Annotated in this window: 19 protein-coding genes; 9 read left to right on the plus strand and 10 right to left on the minus strand. The window is 69.9% G+C overall.

Translation table 11 applies throughout. The features are described 5' to 3' along the window. The first annotated feature begins 93 nt into the window (after positions 1 to 93). Both ACSHXN_RS26250 and ACSHXN_RS26255 read left to right on the plus strand, forming a co-directional pair. Complete coding sequence (locus tag ACSHXN_RS26250; RefSeq protein ID WP_355138919.1) at positions 94 to 594, plus strand: single-stranded DNA-binding protein; 501 nt, start codon at positions 94 to 96, stop codon at positions 592 to 594. Positions 595 to 937: 343 nt separating this feature from the next. Then, entirely contained in the window at positions 938 to 2,347 is a 1,410-nt protein-coding gene (locus ACSHXN_RS26255; RefSeq protein WP_438303814.1) for a Cys-Gln thioester bond-forming surface protein, read from the plus strand. 320 nt (positions 2,348 to 2,667) lie between these two features. On the opposite strand, the gene ACSHXN_RS26260 is transcribed toward ACSHXN_RS26255, so the two are convergent. Beyond that, positions 2,668 to 3,117, minus strand: a complete 450-nt coding sequence (locus ACSHXN_RS26260) for a lamin tail domain-containing protein (protein ID WP_345547002.1) — start codon at positions 3,115 to 3,117, stop codon at positions 2,668 to 2,670. A 350-nt stretch (positions 3,118 to 3,467) separates the two neighbouring features. Here ACSHXN_RS26260 and ACSHXN_RS26265 point away from each other — a divergent pair, with 350 nt between their 5' ends. Next, positions 3,468 to 3,905, plus strand: a complete 438-nt coding sequence (locus tag ACSHXN_RS26265) for a VOC family protein (protein ID WP_355138915.1) — start codon at positions 3,468 to 3,470, stop codon at positions 3,903 to 3,905. Between the two features lie 277 nt (positions 3,906 to 4,182). Here ACSHXN_RS26265 and ACSHXN_RS26270 read toward each other — a convergent pair whose 3' ends face one another. After that, a complete protein-coding gene (locus tag ACSHXN_RS26270; RefSeq protein WP_355140133.1) occupies positions 4,183 to 4,488 on the minus strand; it encodes a hypothetical protein in 306 nt (101 codons plus the stop codon). A 1,208-nt stretch (positions 4,489 to 5,696) separates the two neighbouring features. Then, positions 5,697 to 5,921: a DUF397 domain-containing protein gene (locus tag ACSHXN_RS26275; RefSeq protein WP_355140134.1), complete on the minus strand. Its 225-nt coding sequence runs from the start codon at positions 5,919 to 5,921 to the stop codon at positions 5,697 to 5,699. A 14-nt stretch (positions 5,922 to 5,935) separates the two neighbouring features. Between ACSHXN_RS26275 and ACSHXN_RS26280 the strand changes: the two genes are divergently transcribed. Next, positions 5,936 to 6,277: a hypothetical protein gene (locus ACSHXN_RS26280; protein ID WP_356112287.1), complete on the plus strand. Its 342-nt coding sequence runs from the start codon at positions 5,936 to 5,938 to the stop codon at positions 6,275 to 6,277. Between the two features lie 236 nt (positions 6,278 to 6,513). Here the strand turns inward: ACSHXN_RS26280 and ACSHXN_RS26285 are convergent, their stop codons facing one another. Next, positions 6,514 to 7,305 carry a DUF4239 domain-containing protein gene (locus tag ACSHXN_RS26285; protein WP_356112285.1) on the minus strand — a complete coding sequence of 264 codons (792 nt, stop codon included), beginning with the start codon at positions 7,303 to 7,305 and terminating at the stop codon, positions 6,514 to 6,516. A gap of 252 nt (positions 7,306 to 7,557) precedes the next feature. On the opposite strand from ACSHXN_RS26285, the gene ACSHXN_RS26290 reads away from it, so the two are divergent. From ACSHXN_RS26290 to ACSHXN_RS26305, 4 genes are all read left to right on the plus strand, one after another. Continuing rightward, positions 7,558 to 7,788: a DUF397 domain-containing protein gene (locus ACSHXN_RS26290; RefSeq protein ID WP_355140137.1), complete on the plus strand. Its 231-nt coding sequence runs from the start codon at positions 7,558 to 7,560 to the stop codon at positions 7,786 to 7,788. A 783-nt stretch (positions 7,789 to 8,571) separates the two neighbouring features. After that, positions 8,572 to 10,236 carry an energy-dependent translational throttle protein EttA gene (gene ettA / locus ACSHXN_RS26295; protein ID WP_355140138.1) on the plus strand — a complete coding sequence of 555 codons (1,665 nt, stop codon included), beginning with the start codon at positions 8,572 to 8,574 and terminating at the stop codon, positions 10,234 to 10,236. 2 nt (positions 10,237 to 10,238) lie between these two features. Continuing rightward, positions 10,239 to 10,649, plus strand: a complete 411-nt coding sequence (locus tag ACSHXN_RS26300; RefSeq protein WP_355140139.1) for an acyl-CoA thioesterase — start codon at positions 10,239 to 10,241, stop codon at positions 10,647 to 10,649. Further along, positions 10,646 to 11,332 carry a hypothetical protein gene (locus ACSHXN_RS26305; RefSeq protein ID WP_355140140.1) on the plus strand — a complete coding sequence of 229 codons (687 nt, stop codon included), beginning with the start codon at positions 10,646 to 10,648 and terminating at the stop codon, positions 11,330 to 11,332. The genes ACSHXN_RS26300 and ACSHXN_RS26305 overlap by 4 nt, the downstream gene beginning before the upstream one ends. A gap of 78 nt (positions 11,333 to 11,410) precedes the next feature. Here the strand turns inward: ACSHXN_RS26305 and ACSHXN_RS26310 are convergent, their stop codons facing one another. Beyond that, positions 11,411 to 11,824 carry a globin gene (locus ACSHXN_RS26310; protein WP_355140141.1) on the minus strand — a complete coding sequence of 138 codons (414 nt, stop codon included), beginning with the start codon at positions 11,822 to 11,824 and terminating at the stop codon, positions 11,411 to 11,413. A gap of 141 nt (positions 11,825 to 11,965) precedes the next feature. On the opposite strand from ACSHXN_RS26310, the gene ACSHXN_RS26315 reads away from it, so the two are divergent. Continuing rightward, positions 11,966 to 12,946, plus strand: coding sequence for a methyltransferase domain-containing protein (locus ACSHXN_RS26315; protein WP_355140142.1), 981 nt, complete (start codon positions 11,966 to 11,968; stop codon positions 12,944 to 12,946). A gap of 166 nt (positions 12,947 to 13,112) precedes the next feature. Here ACSHXN_RS26315 and ACSHXN_RS26320 read toward each other — a convergent pair whose 3' ends face one another. The 5 genes from ACSHXN_RS26320 to ACSHXN_RS26340 form a co-directional block, all read right to left on the minus strand. Then, positions 13,113 to 14,444, minus strand: coding sequence for an FHA domain-containing protein (locus ACSHXN_RS26320; RefSeq protein ID WP_356293638.1), 1,332 nt, complete (start codon positions 14,442 to 14,444; stop codon positions 13,113 to 13,115). A gap of 94 nt (positions 14,445 to 14,538) precedes the next feature. After that, positions 14,539 to 15,885 (minus strand): vWA domain-containing protein, encoded by a 1,347-nt coding sequence (locus tag ACSHXN_RS26325; protein WP_438303816.1) that lies wholly within the window; start codon positions 15,883 to 15,885, stop codon positions 14,539 to 14,541. 119 nt (positions 15,886 to 16,004) lie between these two features. After that, entirely contained in the window at positions 16,005 to 17,342 is a 1,338-nt protein-coding gene (locus ACSHXN_RS26330) for a PP2C family serine/threonine-protein phosphatase (protein ID WP_355140145.1), read from the minus strand. Positions 17,343 to 17,345: 3 nt separating this feature from the next. After that, complete coding sequence (locus tag ACSHXN_RS26335) at positions 17,346 to 19,904, minus strand: tetratricopeptide repeat protein (protein WP_438303817.1); 2,559 nt, start codon at positions 19,902 to 19,904, stop codon at positions 17,346 to 17,348. Further along, the gene (locus tag ACSHXN_RS26340; RefSeq protein ID WP_438303818.1) at positions 19,901 to 21,208 is read right to left on the minus strand and encodes a hypothetical protein; all 1,308 of its coding nucleotides are present in this window, start codon (positions 21,206 to 21,208) and stop codon (positions 19,901 to 19,903) included. The genes ACSHXN_RS26335 and ACSHXN_RS26340 overlap by 4 nt, the downstream gene beginning before the upstream one ends. Positions 21,209 to 21,248 lie beyond the last annotated feature (40 nt).

Below are 21,248 nucleotides of genomic sequence, written 5' to 3' on the forward strand. Positions count from 1 at the left end.
GACACGTGATCGCCGCGTCAGACGCAGCCGTACGGGACGGGCCCGTACGCGTTCCTGCCCGGCCCGCAGGCCGGGGTGAGGGAGGGGTTCCGCATGAACGAGACGATGGTGTGCGTGGTCGGCAACGTCGCGACGCAGCCGGTGTACCGGGAGTCGCCGACGGGCCCCACGGCACGCTTCCGGCTGGCCGTGACCGCACGTTACCTGGACCGCGAGAAGAACGCGTGGACGGACGGACACACGAACTTCTTCACGGTCTGGACTCGACGCACTCTGGCCACGAACGTCGCGGCGTCCGTGGCGGTGGGCGATCCGCTGGTGGTTCAGGGGCGCCTGAAGGTGAGGACCGAGCAGCGGGACGGCCAGGGCTGGTTGTCCGCGGATCTTGATGCGGCGGCGATCGGCCATGATCTGTCGCGTGGCACGTCGGCCTTCCGGCGGTCGGCCAGGCCCGACACGCAGACGGGTGCGCCACCCCAGCCGGAGCCCAGCTGGGAGACCGAGCCGGAGACAGCGGCGGCAGGTCGGCCGGAGGAGGCGGAACAGGCCGGGAACGCCGACCGACCGCAGTTGGAACCGGCCGGGGCGACATGACGCCGGGCGTGGGACGACGGCTGTGGTGGGCGCGCCGGGCTGTGGCGGCTACGGGCGGGGGCTTCCGCAGCGGCCGGCCGGATTCGAGCGTGTCGCCCCAACTGCCGTTTATTCACTGCTACATCGGCCCGCGTCCGAACGGTCCACATGTATTCGAACGATCAGCGCAGCTCACATGCTGTGCGTGCGATAACGATTCCGAGTCGGAACGGTTATCTGACGATATGCCTGGGGAGAGGGGTGTGCTGCGCTCCCTAGGATGCCAGGCGTAGCTCTTGTGGCTTCTGATTCTGCTGGTGGGACCGTCCCCCATGTCAACGGGTCCTGCTCGAAGGGGAATTCTGTGTTTTCTTCGTTGTCTGCGTCGTCCGCGTTCAGGCGAGAGGCTGCTCGCCTCGCCGCTGCGACGCTGGTGTCCGGACTCGCCGTGGTGGGTCTGCTGGGCTCCGCGGGCGTGGCGGCCGCCGACGCGACACCGCAGAGCGAGGGCGGGGCGACCGCGACCATGGGCGGCCTCAAGACGTACGGTGCCGCCGTCATCCATGACGGCGGCACCGACGAGCAGGTGTCCGCCGGCCTGTTCGAGATGTCCGTCGACGGTGGCGGCACCCTGCAGACCTACTGCATCGACATCCACAACCCGGCGCAGAAGGATTCCAGGTACCAGGAGACGCCCTGGAGCGGTACGTCCCTGAGCGGCAACAGGAACGCCGGGAAGATCCGCTGGATCCTGAGCAACTCGTACCCTCAGGTGAACGATCTCGCGGCACTGGCGGCCGAGGCCGGCGCCAAGGGCCTCACCGAGCAGGACGCCGCGGCCGGTACGCAGGTGGCGATATGGCGGTACTCGGACGACGCCGATGTGGATGCCGTCGACCCCCAGGCGGAGAAGCTCGCGGACTATCTGCAGAAGCATGCGCGGAACATCCCTGAGCCCGCAGCATCCCTGACTCTTGAACCGGCCGCCGTCTCGGGCCACCCCGGTGAACTGCTCGGCCCGGTCACGGTGCACACCGACGCCGACAGCGTCACGGTGACCCCGCCGGTGGATGCCACGACCTCGGGCGTCAAGATCGTCGACAAGGACGGTACGGAGATCACGTCCGCGTCCGACGGTGAGCGCGTCTACTTCGAGGTGCCGGAGAAGGCGCAGAACGGTTCGGCCGAGGTGACCGTGCAGGCGTCGACCACCGTGCCGGTCGGCCGGGCCTTCGCCTCCGAGACGCGCAGCCAGACGCAGATACTCGCCGGTTCCAGCGAGTCGACCGTCTCGGCGACGGCCACGGCGAACTGGGCCGCCACCGGCGCGATACCCGCACTCTCGGCGGAGAAGAACTGCGCCAAGGGGGGCGTGGACATCACCGCGGTGAACAAGGGGGACCAGGCGTTCACCTTCGAGTTGATGGGCGTCTCCCACACGATCCCGGCGGGCAGGACGCAGATCGTCACGATCCCGCTGCAGGAGGATCAGGCGTACGACTTCACGATCAAGGGGTCGGACGGCTACGAGAAGTGGTTCAAGGGCGTTCTCGACTGCAAGACGGAGAGCAGCACGGGCGGTCTGAGGGCGCAGACCTTCAGTGAGCCCAGCCCGGCGACCGTGGGCGGCACGGCGGCGACGGACACCAACCTGGCCGAGACCGGCGCCTCGAGCATGACCCCGATCATCGCCGGCACGGCCATCGGCCTGGTCCTGGTCGGCGGTGCGACGCTCCTCCTGCTCCGCGACAAGCAGCAGCCCACCCGCGACTGACGGGCACGGAGGCGGGCCCGGTATGGCACCGGGCCCCGGGGGGTCGCCATACACACCCTGTGGACCGCGGCGGACGTCACCGTCGCGGTCAAGTAGAGAAGATCCGGGCGCCGCTCCAGGCCGTTCCAGGTTCCCCCGGATCGCTGATCCGCGGTATGAACGCCCAGCGGGCCCCTTCACATGGGCCTCTGGTTCAAAAGGCATCCGGGCGTCCGGCCTGCAAAGAATGTGTCTCGGGTGCAGCGATCCCTCTGGAAAACGCACAACCCCGCCACCTGCACGAGGCAGGCGGCGGGGGCGCTTTGAGCAAGGACGGCCGGTCAGCACATCTTGTAATCGACCCGGGTGGAGTTGTACGAGCAGGAGTCGATACGGCTGCTGCCCTTGTACAGGGTGGCGGTGTCCTTGTCGTTGTTCCACACGTACCAGCCGCGGCCCTGGTACACATGGCCGCCGCTCTTGGTGCCCTTGCCGGTGTGGACCTTCACGGTCTTCCCCGCGCCGATCTTGTACGACGGGAACGTGTACCAGTGCCCGGACGCGTCCTTGACCCGGTAGCCGCGCAGTTCGATCGCCGAACGGCTGGTGTTCTTCAGCTCGACGTACTCGGCGTTGAGCGAGGCGTTGCCGCCGCGGTCGGAGCCGGGGCTGTCGTAGTAGATCTTGTAGATCTGAATGGAGCTTGCGGCCTGCGCCTGGGACGGCATGAGCAGGACGGTGGCGCACCCTGCGGCCACCAGGGCAGGCAGGACTGTACGGATGCGAGTCATCGGTTCCCCCCAATGATCAAGCCGCGCACACCCTGGCGCGCGGCAGGACCGACAATCTACAACACCGTTTCTTCACAGCTCCACCATCAAGTGATTACATCACCGGCGCGCATTCCCTCTGGTAAGGGCGGCGGTTGGAGCATTGGAATGCCCACAACCCCTCGCAGCGGCTCCGATGCCCTCGCGAGGGCATGAAGCAGGTGTTGTCGCAGTCGATCAGCGAACCGCCGGGGAGTCGGTGTGTGCCCTCGCCGGACGGTCGTCGAGACTCCGCGGTGCCGCGGTGCGTTCGTGCCGGCCGCAGGTGTCATAGGTGCGCTGTACGGTCCGGTCATCCGACAGGAGGTCCTATGGCGACCACATGGAGTGTGACGATCGACTGCGCGCGTCCGGGGAGGCTGGCCGAGTTCTGGGCGCTGGCACTGGGCTACGTGGAGAGGCCCGCACCCTCGGGGTTCGGGAGCTGGGAGGAGTGGTTCTCCCATCACGGGATTCCGGAGGAGGAGTGGGACGAAGGCGCGTATCTCACTGATCCGGACGGCCTGGGCCCCCAGCTGTCCTTCCTTCGAGTGCCGGAGTCCAAGGTGGTGAAGAACCGGCTCCACTTGGACGTGCAGGTCGGTGGTGGTCGTGAAACCCCCTGGGAGGTTCGTTGGCCGCGAGTGGTCGACGCAGTGGAGCGGCTCACTGCTGCGGGGGCGACCGTAGTCGGTGAGCAGACATTGCAGGGCAGGCCCGACCACATGGTGATGGCCGACCCGGAAGGAAACGAGTTCTGCCTGGTCTGACCGCGGCAGGCAGACAGGCGTCGGACGAGCGTCTCCGGCGAAACCGGTGTCGGCTGACCGGGGAGCGGAGCCGGCCGCTGAGTACTTCGGCACCGGAGCGCATGCTCGGATCGGTCGGCCGGTGATCCGGACGCAAGCGGGGGGCCGAAGACCGCGAGAAGCGGTCTTCGGCCCCCTGGGAGGGGTCAACAGCCCTTGCTCCGGCGGGCGGCGCGATGCGCGGCCCGCCCCTCACGTCACCGGCCGCCGCCCGCGGGAACGGGCCGACAGCAGCGGGTCAGCGGTGGTGGTGGGACCGGTCCCAGACGTTGCGCGGGGCCAGGAACCAGAGCCAGTGTCCGAAGCGGTCGCGGTTGTGGCTGCGGTAGTAGTACCGGCCGTGGTCCCAGCGGCCGATACGGCGGAAGTCACGGTCATGGCCGTGACCGTCGGCGCGATGCGAGGCGCTGTGCGAGAAGCGGCCGCGGTTGTCGACGCCCCGGCCGTGTCCGTCGGCGAGGGCCGGCATGGCGGCCGCCCCGACGAGCGCGGCCGACGCCACACAGGTGGCCATCAGGCGGATCGTGGTACGAGCAACAGACATGAAGCTTTCCCTTCACATGAGTGCCACACCCACCTTGGTGGGAGTCAGCGTCCTATCCGGGTTCCCGGCGCAGTGCCGAGGACCGCAACTGTGGCGTGCTCTCGCCGTGGGACATCAACGAACCAAGCCGTGTTACAAAACAGTGACATTTCCACAACTATGGGCTGTGATGGCTATTGATGCGGATGAAACACCAGATAGACGAGGGGTATCTACCCCAAACAGGCACCTGACCAGCACAGTTGCCGTCGGCGGTCCGTCCTGCCTTCATGCCGCACCAGTGCTCCGAGTCACTCGAACGGCGCAATAGCTTCTGCAACAAACGGGGTGCCGCCATTCGGGGGGCGGGCATGCCTCACCTACCCCCGCAGAAGCGGAACTCCGGGTGGTGCTGTGCTCAGCGGGCGTGCCGGCCGGGAGCAAGTCGAGTGTGCTGAGCGTGAACACGAGTGGCAGTGCCAGGAGCAAGCTCTGTGCAGACGCTCGCTGTCCTCGCCGGCGAGCGCAGACATCTTCAGCACCTACTCGCCGCAGGGCCGACGCACGCCACCGAGTCACGTCGACGGACGGAACACAACACGGAACACAACGAGGAGGCCCCTGCACCTGTGGGGGGCCTCAGATGTGATCGAGCGGTGTCACTCGCCCTCGCGTGACAGGTCCTCGATCCGGCGGTTCGCGACCTCCTGCCGCCCGTGGATGCGCTTCGCGTAGCTGCTCGGCAGCACCTCCACACTGTCGCCCGCCCCCTCGGGACGCCGGTTGCTCCCGATGCGGAACGTATGCCAGGCCGGTTGCCGGGGAAGCCCGTTGTCAACGGGTGGGCTGCGCTGCGGCCTTGAAGGTCGCCACCCGGTGCCGGCATCGGGCAGGAGAGACGGCCCGAATCCGCGGTAAAGGCAGCGGAATCATCACCCGGCTCGGGTGTGCCATGCCGCTATCGGCACAGTGATCATGGCGGTCTTCCACCGGGGCGCGAGGCCGCAGGTCGGCCGGGGAGCCGCAGTGATCAACGGGACGGGGGGCGCGGAGCGCGGGCACCTGACCCGACGGGCGTCGAGGCTCAGACCCCGGGCCGGCCCTGTTCGGGCGCAGGGAACGGTGACCCGTGGTGTCGGTCGCCGAACTCGGCACTTGGCGGGCCCGCTTGCCAGGGCGGTCGATCTGCCTCGGCGAGCCGGCCCGTCAAGCGAGTGAGACGGTGCTTCCTAGCCGAATTCGCCGTCCCGCACTCCGTCCCGGAATGCCGTCCATTCCTCTGCGGTGAACCGCAGGGACGGCAGGTCCCTGTTGTTCGAGTCGCGGATCGCGACGGCTCCGTCGCCGAGCTCCGCCACCTCGACGCAGTACGGGCTCGTCGTGCTCTTGCTGCTCTTGACCCAGTGCGCTTCCGTCAGGTCACGCGCGTACAGGTCGGACTTCCTCGCTTCCATGAGAGCTCCGTTCGATGTTCGATCGGATATTCCCCCTTCCCACCCTCATCCCGTCCTTCCCACGTCGCAACCGGCATCGCTCCCACCGCCAGGACCGCCGCGCCTCGCTGGTTCCGGTCCTGACCTTCGAAGCCGGGGACACGAGCCGTCATGTGCTGCCGCAGGGGCCGCACGGAGGGGCCGTCGACATCCTGCGGTTCTTCGGCTGCGGGAGGCGCGACGTGGCGAATGTCCGGGTGGCGGTGCGGAGTACGACCACCGCGCGGATCGACGCCGGACCGCACGAGGTGACGACGCGGGCGCTCGACAGCCACCGACTGTCGCGGTGGCTCGCAACTCCAACGAGCCGGCAGTGAGCCTCGAGGCCTACAACTCGCGTTGGGCCTCACCATCGGTTACCTGCGGACGCGCTCGTGCGCATGGCCGACGAGGTCAAGCGTCTCCCGTGGGGCAATTCCCGGGTGAGGCCCTGGAGGAACGATTCGGGAGGGCATGGGCGCCCCTGCGGATGTCAAGCAGCGCCCGAGGCGATGTCGGCTGCGGGGCACGGAGTGGCGATGAGCCGGATGATCTCTCGCCGGACCTCACCACGTCACCTGTTCCAGTATGTGCCCAGCTGACCTTCCATGAACGGACTCGGACTCACGCTCACCTCGCCGGCGAAGGGGTGTTCGAGGACGAGGACGAGGGTGAGGCTCAGGCCTACCAGCAACGCGATCGACCCTACGAAAAGCAGCTGCACCTTGAGGTTCTCCACCCCGTACAGCAAGGTGATCAGCATGACGACCAGTGCTCCCCCGTAGGTGAGGACCTGCAGGAGAGGGGGCAGTTGCTGCGTTGCGGCCAGGATGCGGGTTCTGCGCTGTGCGGTCACATCGTTCAGCCGCTCGACCGACTTGCTGTAGAAGGCCTGTTCGGAAGCGCTTTTGGGATTGTAATTCTGGAGGACCGCGTACAACGCCTCAAGCTTGCCCGATGTCGCGCTGAGGCTGTTTTTCCCGTCGCGCATCAGTGGCCATGCATCCTCAACGATGGCGTGGACGTAGTCCCCGATCGCCCGGTCCAATTTTTTCTGCACATCGTCCGGAAACGAATGCGCGTTGCGGGACATGACGGCGAGATCCGTGGCCTCCGAAGTCACCACTGCTTGAACTTGCTCAAGTTCGGTCCACAAGGTCACGATGACGAAGGCAAGGACGATTCCGTAGATGGCTCCGAACAGTTCAAGTACCGTGCGGGACACATCATTTGTCACGCCATTGATCAACTCAGGAAAAACACGGCGCGTCACCAGGCAGGCGGCGAGCGACAGAACAACAACGCCTCCTACGATGAGGAGCGCGAGGCAGGCCGTGTTCAGGTTGTTGAGTAGCCAAAGTCCCACGCAGACGACTCTACCCAGCTCACGGCCGCGTTCAGGGTCGGCACGACCACCGTCCACCGCGTGGATGGGCGAGTGGCGCCATCTCCGGCTCCAGCAGCACTTCATCCCGCTCAAGTCGCGTCGCCCGCTTTTTGCGGCTTGCGCTTTCATGGCGGCGGGGCGGGCAGCCGGCCAGGAGGGCGAGATGCACATGAGGACCATCAGGGTGACCCTTGAAGGGAGAACGCCCATCCGGCAGCTACAGGAGGTCCCATGATGGACGCAGCGAAGACTGAGCTGTACGCAATAGACCTGACTGATGCGGAATGGGTCACGAGCAGTTACTCCAACAGGTGGGACAAGACGTGCGTGGAGGTCGCAGACCTCGGCGGCGGAGCGGTTGCGGTCCGCGATTCGCAGAACAGGGAACTGCCGCCGCTGCGATTCACAGCAGAGGAGTGGACGGCGTTTCGACTGGGCGTACGTAACGGCGAATTCGGCTAGAGACCTTGCGACGCGTCGGCCCTGGCGTTGTTGCGTGGTGTCCTGGACGACACGCGATGGACGAGGTGTCTGCGCACCGGCCTCGACTCGGCCGCAATACGTCGTGCCCGCGCCGGTGTCATTCCCCGGTATGTGACCGTGTGAGCCCTGTTCCCACCCCGGTCGGCATCCGGCCGCGCAAGCGGAAGGCCGGCGCCTGTGTCCGGTGCCGTGGACTGCGGCTCAAGAGACACCCTGCTCGGAACCTCGCGGCGGAATCGGAACGGGTCCTCACGCCCCGGCAGCTGTGGTCTGCCCGCGTCTTCTGTGCGCTCGGCCGTTCGTCACGTGCCGCGGTGCCCCCGAGCAGTCGTGATCTGCCCCATGCGACGAGTACGCGTGGCCCACAGCCCCCGAGGCCCGTCACTCGCGGCGGTTCGGCGGAGCTGGGAGGCGACCGTCCCGAAGGCCCTGGCGCCGGCTGAGGTCACGCCCATGGCACGTGGGACGGAACTGCCCGCCATGGGTGCCCACGTGGAGGGTGAGGGGATTGATCATGCTCGCCACAACCGACAGGTGAAGATCCGGCTGCCCGGTTGATCGCTCTCGGGCCGTCGCTGCGCCGTGCGAGGTCGCCCGAGGGCACGCGACGGCCACCGACAGTGACGGACAAGCCACCGTCGCCCTCGGCGAAACCCCAGGTCAGCGCCACCGCGCCTCACGGGTTTCCGTCCAGGGGTGGCGGTCAGGCAAGATGGGGTGTATCTGCCCACTGCCAGATTTCAAGCTGCCGGACGGTTTCTCTTGGCTGAGTTCATTTACACCATGCGCAAGGCGCGCAAGGCGCACGGCGACAAGGTGATTCTCGACGACGTCACCCTGAGCTTCCTTCCGGGTGCGAAGATCGGCGTCGTCGGCCCGAACGGCGCCGGTAAGTCGACCGTCCTCAAGATCATGGCCGGTCTTGAGCAGCCGTCGAACGGTGACGCCTTCCTCACACCCGGTTACAGCGTCGGCATCCTGCTCCAGGAGCCGCCGCTGAACGAGGAGAAGACGGTCCTGGAGAACGTCCAGGAGGGCGTCGCCGAGGTCAAGGGCAAGCTCGACCGGTTCAACGAGATCGCCGAGCAGATGGCGGTCGAGTACACCGACGAGCTCATGGACGAGATGGGCAAGCTCCAGGAGCAGCTCGACCACGCCAACGCCTGGGACCTGGACGCTCAGCTTGAGCAGGCCATGGACGCCCTGGGCTGCCCGCCCGGCGACTGGGCCGTGACCAAGCTCTCCGGTGGTGAGCGCCGCCGCGTCGCGCTCTGCAAGCTCCTGCTCGAGCAGCCCGACCTGCTGCTGCTCGACGAGCCCACCAACCACCTCGACGCCGAGTCCGTGAACTGGCTGGAGCAGCACCTGGCCAAGTACGAGGGCACCGTCGTGGCGGTCACCCACGACCGGTACTTCCTGGACAACGTCGCCGGGTGGATCTGCGAGGTCGACCGCGGCCGTCTGCACGGCTACGAGGGCAACTACTCCAAATACCTCGAGACCAAGGCCACGCGTCTCAAGGTCGAGGGCCAGAAGGACGCCAAGCGGCAGAAGCGTCTGAAGGAAGAGCTCGAGTGGGTCCGCTCCAACGCCAAGGGGCGGCAGGCCAAGTCCAAGGCGCGTCTGGCCCGCTACGAGGAGATGGCGGCCGAGGCCGACAAGATGCGGAAGCTGGACTTCGAGGAGATCCAGATCCCGCCGGGCCCGCGTCTGGGCAGCGTCGTGGTCGAGGTCGACAAGCTCAACAAGGCCTTCGGGGAGAAGGTCCTCGTCGACGGCCTCAGCTTCACCCTGCCGCGCAACGGCATCGTCGGTGTCATCGGTCCGAACGGTGCGGGCAAGACCACGCTGTTCAAGATGATCCAGGGCCTCGAGGAGCCCGACGCCGGCTCGATCAAGGTGGGCGAGACCGTCAAGATCTCGTACGTCGACCAGAGCCGCGAGAACATCGACCCGAAGAAGACGCTGTGGGAGGTCGTCTCCGACGGGCTCGACTACATCAACGTCGGTCAGGTCGAGATGCCGTCGCGGGCGTATGTCTCCGCCTTCGGCTTCAAGGGCCCGGACCAGCAGAAGCCGGCCGGTGTGCTCTCCGGCGGTGAGCGCAACCGCCTCAACCTCGCGCTCACCCTGAAGCAGGGCGGCAACCTGCTGCTGCTCGACGAGCCGACCAACGACCTCGACGTCGAGACGCTGTCGTCGCTCGAGAACGCCCTTCTGGAGTTCCCGGGCTGCGCCGTGGTCGTCTCCCACGACCGCTGGTTCCTGGACCGTGTGGCCACGCACATCCTCGCCTACGAGGGCGACTCCAAGTGGTTCTGGTTCGAGGGCAACTTCGAGTCCTACGAGAAGAACAAGATCGAGCGGCTCGGCCCGGACGCGGCCCGTCCGCACCGTGCCACCTACAAGAAGCTGACCCGGGGCTGATCTTGCGGCACATCTACCGCTGCCCGCTGCGCTGGGCGGACATGGACGCATACGGCCACGTCAACAACGTGGTGTTCCTCCGCTACCTGGAGGAAGCGCGTATCGACTTCCTGTTCCGCCCGGACAAGCAGTTCAAGCAGGGGTCCGTGGTGGCGCGCCATGAGATCGACTACAAGCGGCAGCTGGTCCACCGGCATGCGCCGGTGGACATCGAGCTGTGGGTCACGGACATCAAGGCCGCGTCCTTCACGCTCACCTACGAGGTCAAGGACCCGGACCGGATCTACGTCCGGGCCTCGACGGTGATCGTGCCCTTCGACTTCGAGGCGCAACGGCCGCGCAGGATCACGGCCGAGGAACGGGAGTTCCTCACGGAGTACCGGGATGACGAGGGGGAGGCCGTCGCCGCATGACGGTGCTCCATCTCGCCGACGACGGGGAGGCGGCGGACTTCGCCGCCTTCCTGGCCCGTCTGATCCACTACGACCGCGGCGCCGCGGTGCGTCTGCAGACGACCGGGACGGCACTGGCGGTGTTCGGGCGCCCGCCGTCGTTCGAGGTGCTCGCGATCCGTGCGGTCCGGCTCGCCAAGCCGTACGAGAACGGGCTGGAGGCCCGGCTCGATGTGACCGTCTCGGCGGGCGAACTGCTTGAGTCCGTCGACGACGCGGCGGCGACGGCCGGGGTGCCGGCGGCTGTGACCGGGCCCCCGTGGGCGGGGGTCCTTCCGCCGCGCGGCGGCTGGCGTCCTTGTCCGGGACTGCCCGCCGCGGACGCCCTGCGGGCCACCGTGTCCGCGGCAGTCGGCGAATTCCGTTCGCGCACGGAGGAGTTGGCGCCCGAGCAGCGGACCCGTGTCGCACTCGACCGCATAGGCCGGGAGATCTGGTCCCGCACACTGGGCGACACCGAACTTCCGGTGCGGGCGGTGCACGCCGCGCAGTCGCTCGGCTTTCTGCGGCCCGTCCCGCAGGCATCCGACAGCGAGCCGCCGGCATTGTTGTCGTCGGGCACCTGGCTGAGGCTGCGCACACCGTTCGGTTCGGTCGCCGTGCGCCGGGCGGGACTGGGCGCCCTGGACGTCAGCGTCCGCTGACCTCTCCCCCCGGGGAACGGGCTGCCGAGGGGCCGGAATCCGGTGCACCGGCAGCCCGTGGGCCGGACGGCCGCCGGCTCACTCCGGGGTGTTCACCATCGACGCCGCGGCGTACGTCAGGTAGTTCCAGAGCGTGGTCGTGTGCTCTTCGGACAGGCCCAGTTCGTCGACGGCGACGCGCATGTGCCGGAGCCAGGCGTCGTGCGCGGCCTGGTTCACGGCGAAGGGCGCGTGGCGCATCCGCAGACGGGGATGGCCCCGGTTCTGGCTGTACGTCGTCGGGCCGCCCCAGTACTGCATCAGGAACAGGGTGAAGCGCTCCTCGGCCGGGCCCAGGTCCTCCTCCGGATACATGGCCCGCAGCAGCGGGTCCTCGGCGACTCCCTCGTAGAACCGGTGCACCAGGCGGCGGAAGGTCTCCTCACCGCCGACCTGCTCGTAGAAGGTCTGCTCCTGAAGCGTGCCGCGCCGAATCTCTGTCACATGCTCCATGGTCTCAGACGCGGAGACCGAGGACCCGAGGCTTAGGACCCGCCGTTTCGACGGCGACCGGTCCCCTCGGGCGGACGCGTGATCCCGGCGTGGGAGAGGGCGTGCTCGCCCCCGGGCCGTCTTCCGCCGCACAGTGGAGGTATGGCCACGCACTCTCTTGATCGTGAGCTGGAGGCCCTGGCCGCGTCGGCGCGGGCGGAACTCGTGCGCGAGATCGATGCGAGCGGCGTCTGGGACACCGATCCCGGCTGGCGGGAGGTGTTCGAGGCGGTGCCGCGCCATCTCTTCGTGCCGTACTACTACGTGGGCGCCGCGGACGGTTACGAGCGCAGATCGGGCGACGACCCCGACCCCTGGCGCAGGGAGCAGTGGCTGCGCGGCGCCTATGAGGACGCCCCGCTGGCCACCCTCGTACGGGACGACGAACTCGTCTCCTCCAGCAGCCAGCCCTCGCTGATGGCGCAGATGCTGACCGAGCTCGAGGTCGAGGAGGGGAACACCGTCCTGGAGATCGGCGCCGGCAGCGGGTACAACGCGGCGCTCCTCGCACATCGACTCGGTGACGACCCGGTCACCACCGTCGACCTCGATCCGGAGATCACCGAGTCGGCCCGGCAGCATCTGACCGTCGCGGGATACCACCCGGCCGTGGTCCCGGGGGACGGCGCACGCGGTGTGCCGGAGCGGGCACCCTTCGACCGGATCATCGCGACCTGCGCGCCGACCACGGTGCCGCCGGCGTGGCCGGCGCAGTGCCGTCCCGGTGCGCGGATCCTCGCGCCGTTCGCCACCGGCCTCATCTCGCTGCGGGTGGGAAGCGCAGGGCACGCCGAGGGGCGCTTCCTGCGCACGCCCGCCTACTTCGTGCCGTTGCGCGGCGGAACGCGGGTCGAGCCCGAGGCGCAGTACCTGGACGGGCTGCCGTCCCGGGCCCGTGGTCACGAGCTGTTCAGGTTCCTGCTGGCCCTGACGCAGCGCAGCCTGGACCCGTACGAGGCGTACGTCCTGTGGGAGCGGGAGGGGCGGCCCGCACGCGAGCGGTTCGGGATCACCGTCAGCGGAGACCGCTCCTGGGCCTGGCTGGACGACCCGGAGGGGCCGCACCACTGGCCACTGCGGTGACGGCCGCGCCGTGGCCACCGGGAACGACGGCCACGAGCAGTGAAACGGCCGGGCCGGTGACGGCCGTCACGAGCAGCGAAACGGCCGGGCCCCGGTGAGCGGACCCGGCCGTTCGCGCGTACGCGAGCCCATGAAGGCCCCCGCACGCGCGGAGCAATCGTCCGGCTCAGCCGCGGTGGATCGTGATCGTCGTCCACGCGCCCACGTGCACCCGGTCCCCGTCCTGCAGGGGCACGGGGACGAAGGGCTGGATGGGCTCCTCGCCGCCGTTGACCGTGGTGCCGTTCGTGGAGTTCTGGTCGACGACCGCCCACGAGCCGTCCGGCTGCTGGACCAGGAGCGCGTGCTGGTGCGAGACGCCCGGGTCCTCCGGCGGCACCGACAGGTCGATGTCAGGGGTGTCACCGGTGGAGTGGCGGCGGCGCCCGATGGTGATCTGGTTGCCGGTGAGCGTGCGCTGCTGCTCCGGGGAGTAGGCGGGCAGGTTCAGGCCGGCGGCCTCGGGACCGGAGCGCTGCATCATCGCCATGAAGTACTCGCGGTCCGGGCCGATGGTCGCGGTCCAGGTCGCCGGCCGCTGCTCGTAGGGCGACGGAGGAGCCTGGGTGGCACCGGGCTGCGGGAAGCCGTAGTCGCCGCCCTGGCCGCCGGCGCCGGGGGCACCGGGCGCGGGCGAGTTCGACGGCGGAGAGATCACCCAGTCGTCGTCACCGCCGCCGAAGGACGGACCGCCCTGCTGCGGCGGGGCGGAGGGCGGGAAGCCCTGGGCCGAGGACGAGGAGGGCGGGGTCGGCCGCCGGAACACGGACGGGGCTCCGCCCTGGAAGGCCGACGGCGCACCGGGGGCACCGCCCTGCTGTCCGCCGGGGCCGCCGACGGCGGGTCCGGGCGGCGGCGGAACCGGACGTCCGGGATCCGCACCGTAGGGAGGCTGGGGCGAGGTGTCGCCGCCGAAGGCGGGCGGACGGGGGGGCTCGTTCCCGAACACGGACGGACGTGCGGAGGCACCGCCGAAGCCCGTGGGACCGGAGGGCTCGTCGCCGAAGGGCGGCCCGGGCGGAATCGGTTCGGCGGGGCGGTTCACCTGCGACGGCCTGGACCGCTCGTAGTCGAACGAGTCGGGACCCGGCATCGTCTGTCCGCCCTGCTGGAAGCGCAGCGCCGGGTTGGGCGCGGACGGGCGCGGTGCGGCCGGGGTGTAGGAGGTCGCCGTGTTGGTCAGGAAGTTCCAGCGGCACTCCTCGCAGAACGGGGCGCCGCCCTCGCGAGGCGTGCGGCACTGCGGGCAGAGCTCCGGCTCGAGGTTCGGCACCGCGGACTGCGGGCGGCCACCGGGCCGGCCACCGGGCCCCGGAGGAGGCGAACCGGGCGGCGGATAGCCGTAGCCGGCGGTGGGCGGCGGTGGAGGCGGCGGGGGTACGGCACCGGCCATACGGTGACCGCAGACCTCGCACCAGTCGTCGGAACCCGACTGGTGTCCGTTCGGGCAGGTCGGCATGTCGGCGCTTCCCCCTCTCCTTCTCCGGTCGCTACGACCGGCGTGGTTCTCCGGCCCACCGGGGGCCGGGCTCGTTGCTGTCGGAACTCTCAGGTCACTTCTTTACACGAACCGTCTTTGTGGACCGTGTCTCGAGAGTCATCTCGTCGGCTTCCGTGACCTTTGCCTTAAGTCGCACAGTACCTGTCGCGGCGTCGACCACGTCCACCACCTTCGCAAGCAGTTTCGCAGTATCTGCGTTCCCCGAGACGCTCGCGAGCTGAACGGCGCGGCCCAGTTTGGCCGTTGCGCCATCAAAATCGCCCACTTTGCGCAAATCCAGACCCTGCTGGATGACCTGTGCCAGTTCGGCCTGCCCCGTGTAGTGGGCGACCTGCGGGTTGATCGACGTGGACGCCACCATGTCGTCGGTCCACACGGCCCGGACGAGCCCCTGGGCCCCGAGGTTCCGGGCGGTGCCCCCGGCCTGCGGTATCACCAGCGAGACCCGGGCGGCCAGCATCTCCTGGCCGATCCCGGCGGTCGGGACCTGGACGCACACGTGGTAGTCGCGGGACTCGTCGCCCCACGAGCCCGTGGGGTAGTCCCCGGCGCGCGGACCGGCCTCGGTGCGACGGGCGGTCAGTTCCTCGACCGTGGGCGCCACCTGCTTGACGAACTTGATCTCCGTACCGACGGGGGTCCACAGCCGCAGTGAGACATCGGCCACTTCCTTGCCCATGGCCGTCTCCATCATCTGGGTGAAGTCGGCGGCCAGCCCGGCCGGATCGGCGACGATGTCCGCGGTGCCGAGCAGCGCGGAGGCGATCCCGGTGACCTCCTTGACCTCCCAGTCGGTGCCCACTCCACGCGCGTCACAGGTGAAACGGCCGGCGCAGGCGTCCAGCGTGGCCCTCAGATCCTCGGGCGACTCGTGTTCGTTGCGGCCGTCGGTGAGCAGGATGCCGTGGCGTATGGAGACGTCGGCCGACGACAGCAACCGGTCCGCCAGACGCAGCCAGGTGCCGATCGCGGTTCCGCCGCCCGCGCTGACCCTGCGCAGCGCCTGCTTGGCCTGGTCGCGGGTGGTCGCGTCGGCGACGGCGACCCGGCCGCCGCCCGGATAGACCTCCTTGGCGACATGGGTGCCGCCGATGACCGCGAAGTGCACACCGTCGCGCAGGGTGTCGATGGCGGCGGCCGTGGCGTCGCGGGCGTTGCGCATCTTGGTCGGCGGGTAGTCCATCGATCCCGAGCAGTCGACCATGACGGCCACGGCAGCGCTGGGGCCGCGCCCCGGCGAGTAGAGGTGGGGCGCGGCGGACGCGCTTCCGATCGTGCCGCCCCCGGTGGCCGTCACCGTCACGATGGCATTGACCTCGCGGCCGCCGTCCGGCAGATATTCGTTCTGGTAGACGTCCACCGAGAACTGCGGCACGTTCGACTTCGAGAAATTGGCCATGCCCTCTCCGAGCCCCCTCGAGAACCCCAGCGCTGTGGGGTGATGACTGGTTGCGGACCGGTCCCCTCCGGTCCCGTGGCCGGTCCCGCCGGCACCGGGTGTGTCCCCCCGGACACGCCTCAGGCGGATCCTGCCCCCTGGAGCGGGGCCGGGAACGGCAGGACCGCCACTGTTACGTTGTCGTGGCCCCCGCCGTCCAGAGCGTGGCCCACCAGTACCTGGGCGGCGTGCAGCGGACGCCGTTCGGCGTCGGACGGCACCGCCTCGGCCATCTCCTCGACGGCCTCGGCGTAGTTCCACAGGCCGTCCGTGCAGACCACCGCCACACCGGGCCGGTCCGGCTTGAAGGAAGCGGTGTGCGGCTCCAGTTCGTACGCGTCGGCGCCGAGCCAGCCGGTGATCGCGTGGGCGCGCTCGTCGGCGTACGCCTCCGCTTCGCTCATCAGGCCTGCGGCGACCATCTGAGCGGCCCACGAGTCGTCCTCGGTGAGGCGGGCAGGGGGCGCGCTGCGGTCGACGGGGATCCAGTAGACGCGGCTGTCGCCGACCCAGCCCACGACGAGCAGGCTGGTGGTGACGACGGCGCCGACGAACGTGCACGCGGGAGCGTTCTGGTGCGGTGAGTGCTCCTGGGCCGTCTCCGGCTCGGTGGCGAGCGCGTTGACGGCGTGGGACGCGGCGATGATCGCGTCGTGCATGGCCTGCTGGGGATGCGTGCCGCGCGGCAGGGCGGCGAGCAGCGCCTCGTTCGCGGCCGCGGCGGCGGCGATCGACGCCTCGTCGGGCCGGGTCGCCGAGGAGACGCCGTCGCAGACGACCGCGACGACGGCGGGCGAGCCGTCGGGCAGCGCGGTCGAGGAGACGGCGAACGCGTCCTCGTTGCGGTGGTGGCGCAGGCCCCGGTCGCTGACCGCGGCGACCGCGTCCAACTCCTGCTCGACATGGTCGCGTTCGCGTGGCTGTGCATGGCCGCAGTTCTCGCAGTAGCCGTCGCTGTCCACCTGGCCGCTGCGGCAGGCCACGCAGACCTTCGTGCCGGCCGGGGGAGTCGACGGGACCGACGTGCGCGGGTCGACGGGCTGCGGTGCCGCGAGGTGGTAGTCGTCGGCGTCCGACGGGCGGTCGAACCGCACACCCTTGGACACGTCCTTGGCCGGGGCCGTGGTGGGCAGTTGGGAGCCGCCCGAGTCGGTGCCCTGGATGTCGGACGGCAGATGCACCGCGGCGGGCGTGTTCGCGCCGCCCGCCTCCGGAGCGGTCGGCCAGTCGACGGGGGCCGTCTCCGAACGGGGGTGCGGTGCCATGCCGTTCATGGTCAGGGTCGGGGTGTCCGGCGGAGGGGCCGGCACCACCGAGAGGTCGTACCCGCAGGCGCCGCAGAAGCGGTCACCCGACTCGAGGGGCTCCTCGCAACTGGGGCACCTGGAAAGCGCCGTCGACTGGGGCATCTGCGACATCGATCACACCCACGTCCGGGGGCGGTAACGGTTGGCACGTTCCACCAGGTCGATCCTCTCATCGCTGCCCTGCGCGAGCCGGGCCAGCGTGCGGTACGAGCGCTCCAGGCCGAAGCGCAGGCCACGCTCGTCCAGATCACTGCCGAGCAGTGCCCGTCCGCCCTCGGCGGACGGCTCCGGGCCCTGGCTACCGGAGAGTACCCAGTCCAGGGCGCAGCCGAGGACCTCTGTGGACAACTGCTCGCGCCGTACGGCGTCCAGGCCGTACTCCTCGAGCGCCTGGATCTGGCCCGCGGCGGCGACGAGATCGTCCAGGAAGGCCGGGTCGGGCACCCGGCCCGCGCGCTGCCGCAGCCGCGCCCGTACGGCGGCGACCCGGGCGGCGGTGTAGTGGATGGACGCCTCCGGCACGGACTCCAGCGTGCGCACGGCGTCGCCGCGGTCGCCGGCCGCGAACTGGACGCGGGCCAGTCCGAACGCCGAGCTGACATAGCTGGGATCGGTGCTCCACACGAGGCGGTAGTACTCGGCGGCGTTGTCGAGCTGGCCGAGGACCTCGGCGCACAGGGCGAGGGCCAGCTTCGGGGCGGGCTCGCCGGGGAAGGCGTCGTAGATCGCGTCGAAGGCGACCGCGGCGGCCTCGTGGTCGCCGGTGACGAGCGCGGTGACACCGCGGTACCAGACGACCCGCCAGTCGTCGGGGTGGTCGGCCTCCAGCGTTTGCAGGGCGCGCCCCGCACTCGCCGCCTCGCCCATCTCCAGCCGGGCCCGCAGCTCGCGCAGTCGCAGCTCCAGGGAGCTGTTGGGTGCAGCGCGCAGCGCCGCGATCAGCTCGCCCGGTGCGGACGCCATCAGACCCGCCAGGAAACCTGCGTTGGGATCGCCCGGATCGACCAGCGGGACGGGCAGCGCGAGGGCGGCGGCGGAGGTGTCGACCGGCTTGACGAGGGCCGGCGCGGCAACAGCGCCGGTTGCTCCGGCGTCAGAGGCCCCGCCGGAGCGGGGGGCGGGCACCATGGGCCCGGCCGGGGTCGCGGCCGCAAGGGAGCCGGCCGGGGCCGGTGACGCCACGGGCCTGCGCCGTGAGGGCACCACTCGTGCGCCCAGCCGTGACACGTCCTCGTCCAGCTTCGGGAACATCTCACTGTCCGTGACCTTGACCTCGGGCCCGAACAGCGTCGACAGGGCGGGCCGCGGGCGACCGGTCTGGACGGCGACGACCTCCCGGAGCACGCCCGTCAGCTGCTCCGTCATCTCCTGCGCCGAGGCGAACCTGCGGGCCGGGTCCGGGTCGGTGGCCCGGACGAGCAGACGGTAGAAGGACTCGTACCGGCGGAACACGTCGATGGTGTCCGGGTCGGGCAGGGAGTCCGCGAAGACGGTCGTGTAGCCCTGGAAGTCGAAGGTGAGCACCGCCAGGGTGCGCGCGACCGTGTAGAGGTCGCTCGCCACCGACGGACCGACGTCCGCGACCTCGGGCGCCTGGTAGCCCACCGTGCCGTAGATCGCCGACTCGTCGTCGTCCATCCTGCGTACGGCGCCCATGTCGATCAGCTTGAGCTGGTTCTCGGTCTGGATCGCGTTGTCGACCTTGAAGTCGCAGTACAGGAGATTGCGGCTGTGCAGGTGGCCGAGGGCCTCGAGCGCCTCGATGCCGTACGCGCACGCCTGCTCGACGGGGAGCGGATCGCGTCTTCCGTCGGGTGTGCGGCGCTCGTTGGCGATCTCCTTCAGCGACTTGCCGCCGACGTACTCCATGACGATGTAGCCGTCGAGGGAGCCGGTGCGCTGGTCGAGGTGCTCCACGAAGTTGTAGATGCGCACGATGTTGGCGTGCTCGATCTCGGCGAGGAACCGCCGCTCGGAGATCGCCGCGGCCATCGCGTCCTGGTCACCCGTGTCGAGCAGGCCCTTCATGACGACCCATCGGTCGGAGACCGCGCGGTCCACCGCCAGATAGATCCAGCCGAGCCCGCCGTGCGCGAGGCAGCCCACGACCTCGTACTGGCCGTGCACGATGTCCCCGGCATGCAGCTTGGGCACGAACGAGTACGGGTGGCCGCACTTGGTGCAGAAGCCCTCCGTGCGCCCGGCCCGCTCGCCGCGCGAACGTCCCACCGGGGCGCCGCAGTCGGAGCGTGAGCAGAACCGCTTGCGCTCGGGCACCTCGGGGTTCTCGAGGACCATCGCCCGGGGGTCGGGCCGTGGTACGTCCGGCACCTGCACCAGGCCGAGGCCGAGCCGGGCGCGGCCCGAACTCCCGCTCGCCGTGCCGGAGCTGCGCACCGACACCGAGCGGCCGGTGGAACTGCCCGTCAGCCGCCCCGACACCGAGCGCCGGGACTGGGACGACCGTGACGACGTACGGGAACTGGAGCGCGAACTGTCACCGTCGGACCCCTTGCCGCCGGCTGTGATCCCGGTGGCCGGCGAGCCGACCGCGCCGTTCGCCGCGACGACCGGCGCGAGCCCGCACGTGTCGCAGTACAGCTCGCCGCCGCCCACGTCCTCGTACGAACCCTCGCACCCGGGGCGCTGGCACTTCTGCCCAGCCCGACTCATGCTTCCCCCCTACGATCGGCCGGCTCGCCCTGCCGGGGCACACGCGGTCCGAGCAGTTCAGCGGCCGCCCGCTGGTAGCGCAGCACCGCCTCTTCGGCGACCCTGAGGTCGCACGGCGCGCTCCACAGCATGCGGCGTGCCGCGTCGTACCGCTCGACCAGCAGCGGGTCCTCCGCGAGTCCGTGCCGGGCGACCTTCGCCTTGTACGCGTCCAGCCGGCCGCGCAACTCGGCACGGACCGCGAGGGGGGCGGTGACCGCCGTCAGCGACTCGCGGGCGCGCAGCAGTTCCTCCTCGGCGTCCTGTTCCAGCGATTCCAGCAGCGGCGACAGACGGTGCCACTGCGCGTGCCGGCGGTAGTCGGCGGCCGTCGCCAGCTGCTCCTGCAGCGCGGTCGGCGGACCGCTGACCGCGGGCACCTCCGAGGCGGCGATCTTCGCGAGCACCTCACCGCGTGCGTTGCGGGCCTCGGCCAGTGTGCGATCGGCACGGCTGAGCAGGTCGCGCAGCCTGACCAGCCGGGTCTCCGCGTCCTGGCGGACGGCGAGCACGGCGTCGATCTCCCGGCGCACGTCCTCCAGGGCGCGCGCCTCGCGGTCGTACGTCGATGTGTCCGGCCTGCCGCCGCCGGGTGCCGAACTCCCCTGCGACGGGACCCAGTAGGCGAGCGGGTCGGAGATCACCTGTTCGCGCAGGTGCGTCAGCGTGCGGGTGATGCGCTCCAGGTCGTCGCCCGCCGGGTGCTCACCGGGACGCACGCCCACGGAGTGCGAGAGCTGCCGGGTGCGCTGCAACTCGGCGGCCAGGAGATCGATCCGGGCGGGCAGGGCCGACCACACCGCGTCGGCGGCGACGACCATGTCGAGCGAGGAGGCGTACAGGTCGTTCATCCGCTCCACGAGCTGTGCCAGCGTGAACTGCTCGCTGAGCCGCGGGGCGCCCGCCGACGTGTTCGCCGCACCGCCTGCGACCGTGACGCCGGTGCCGCGCAGCAGCTCGGTCAGCTCGACCAGGTCCTCGCGGCTGGACCAGCGCCGCCGGGTGCGGATCTCGCGCGCGCGGCGCAGCGCGCCCGTGTAGGCGTCGAAGTACGTCCACAGCAGGGTGATCGATGCCTCCGCCGACGTCCAGCGCTCCTTGGTGACGCCCGTCAGCTCGGCGCCCTCGAGGAGTCTGCGGCCCGCGTGGTCCTGCAGGGAGAGGAGTGAGGTCTCTATGGCCTCGTGCTCCGCGCCGAGCCGCGCCAGCGCACGGTCCACCTCGTCCCGGTCCAGCACCGGCCCGGTGGGTCCCGTGACGCCCATCGATCACCTCTCGTCCTGTCGTGCCCAGTGCGCGTGTCCG

The organism is Streptomyces sp. HUAS TT11, assembly GCF_051553595.1.
In the GTDB taxonomy this organism is placed as follows: domain Bacteria; phylum Actinomycetota; class Actinomycetes; order Streptomycetales; family Streptomycetaceae; genus Streptomyces.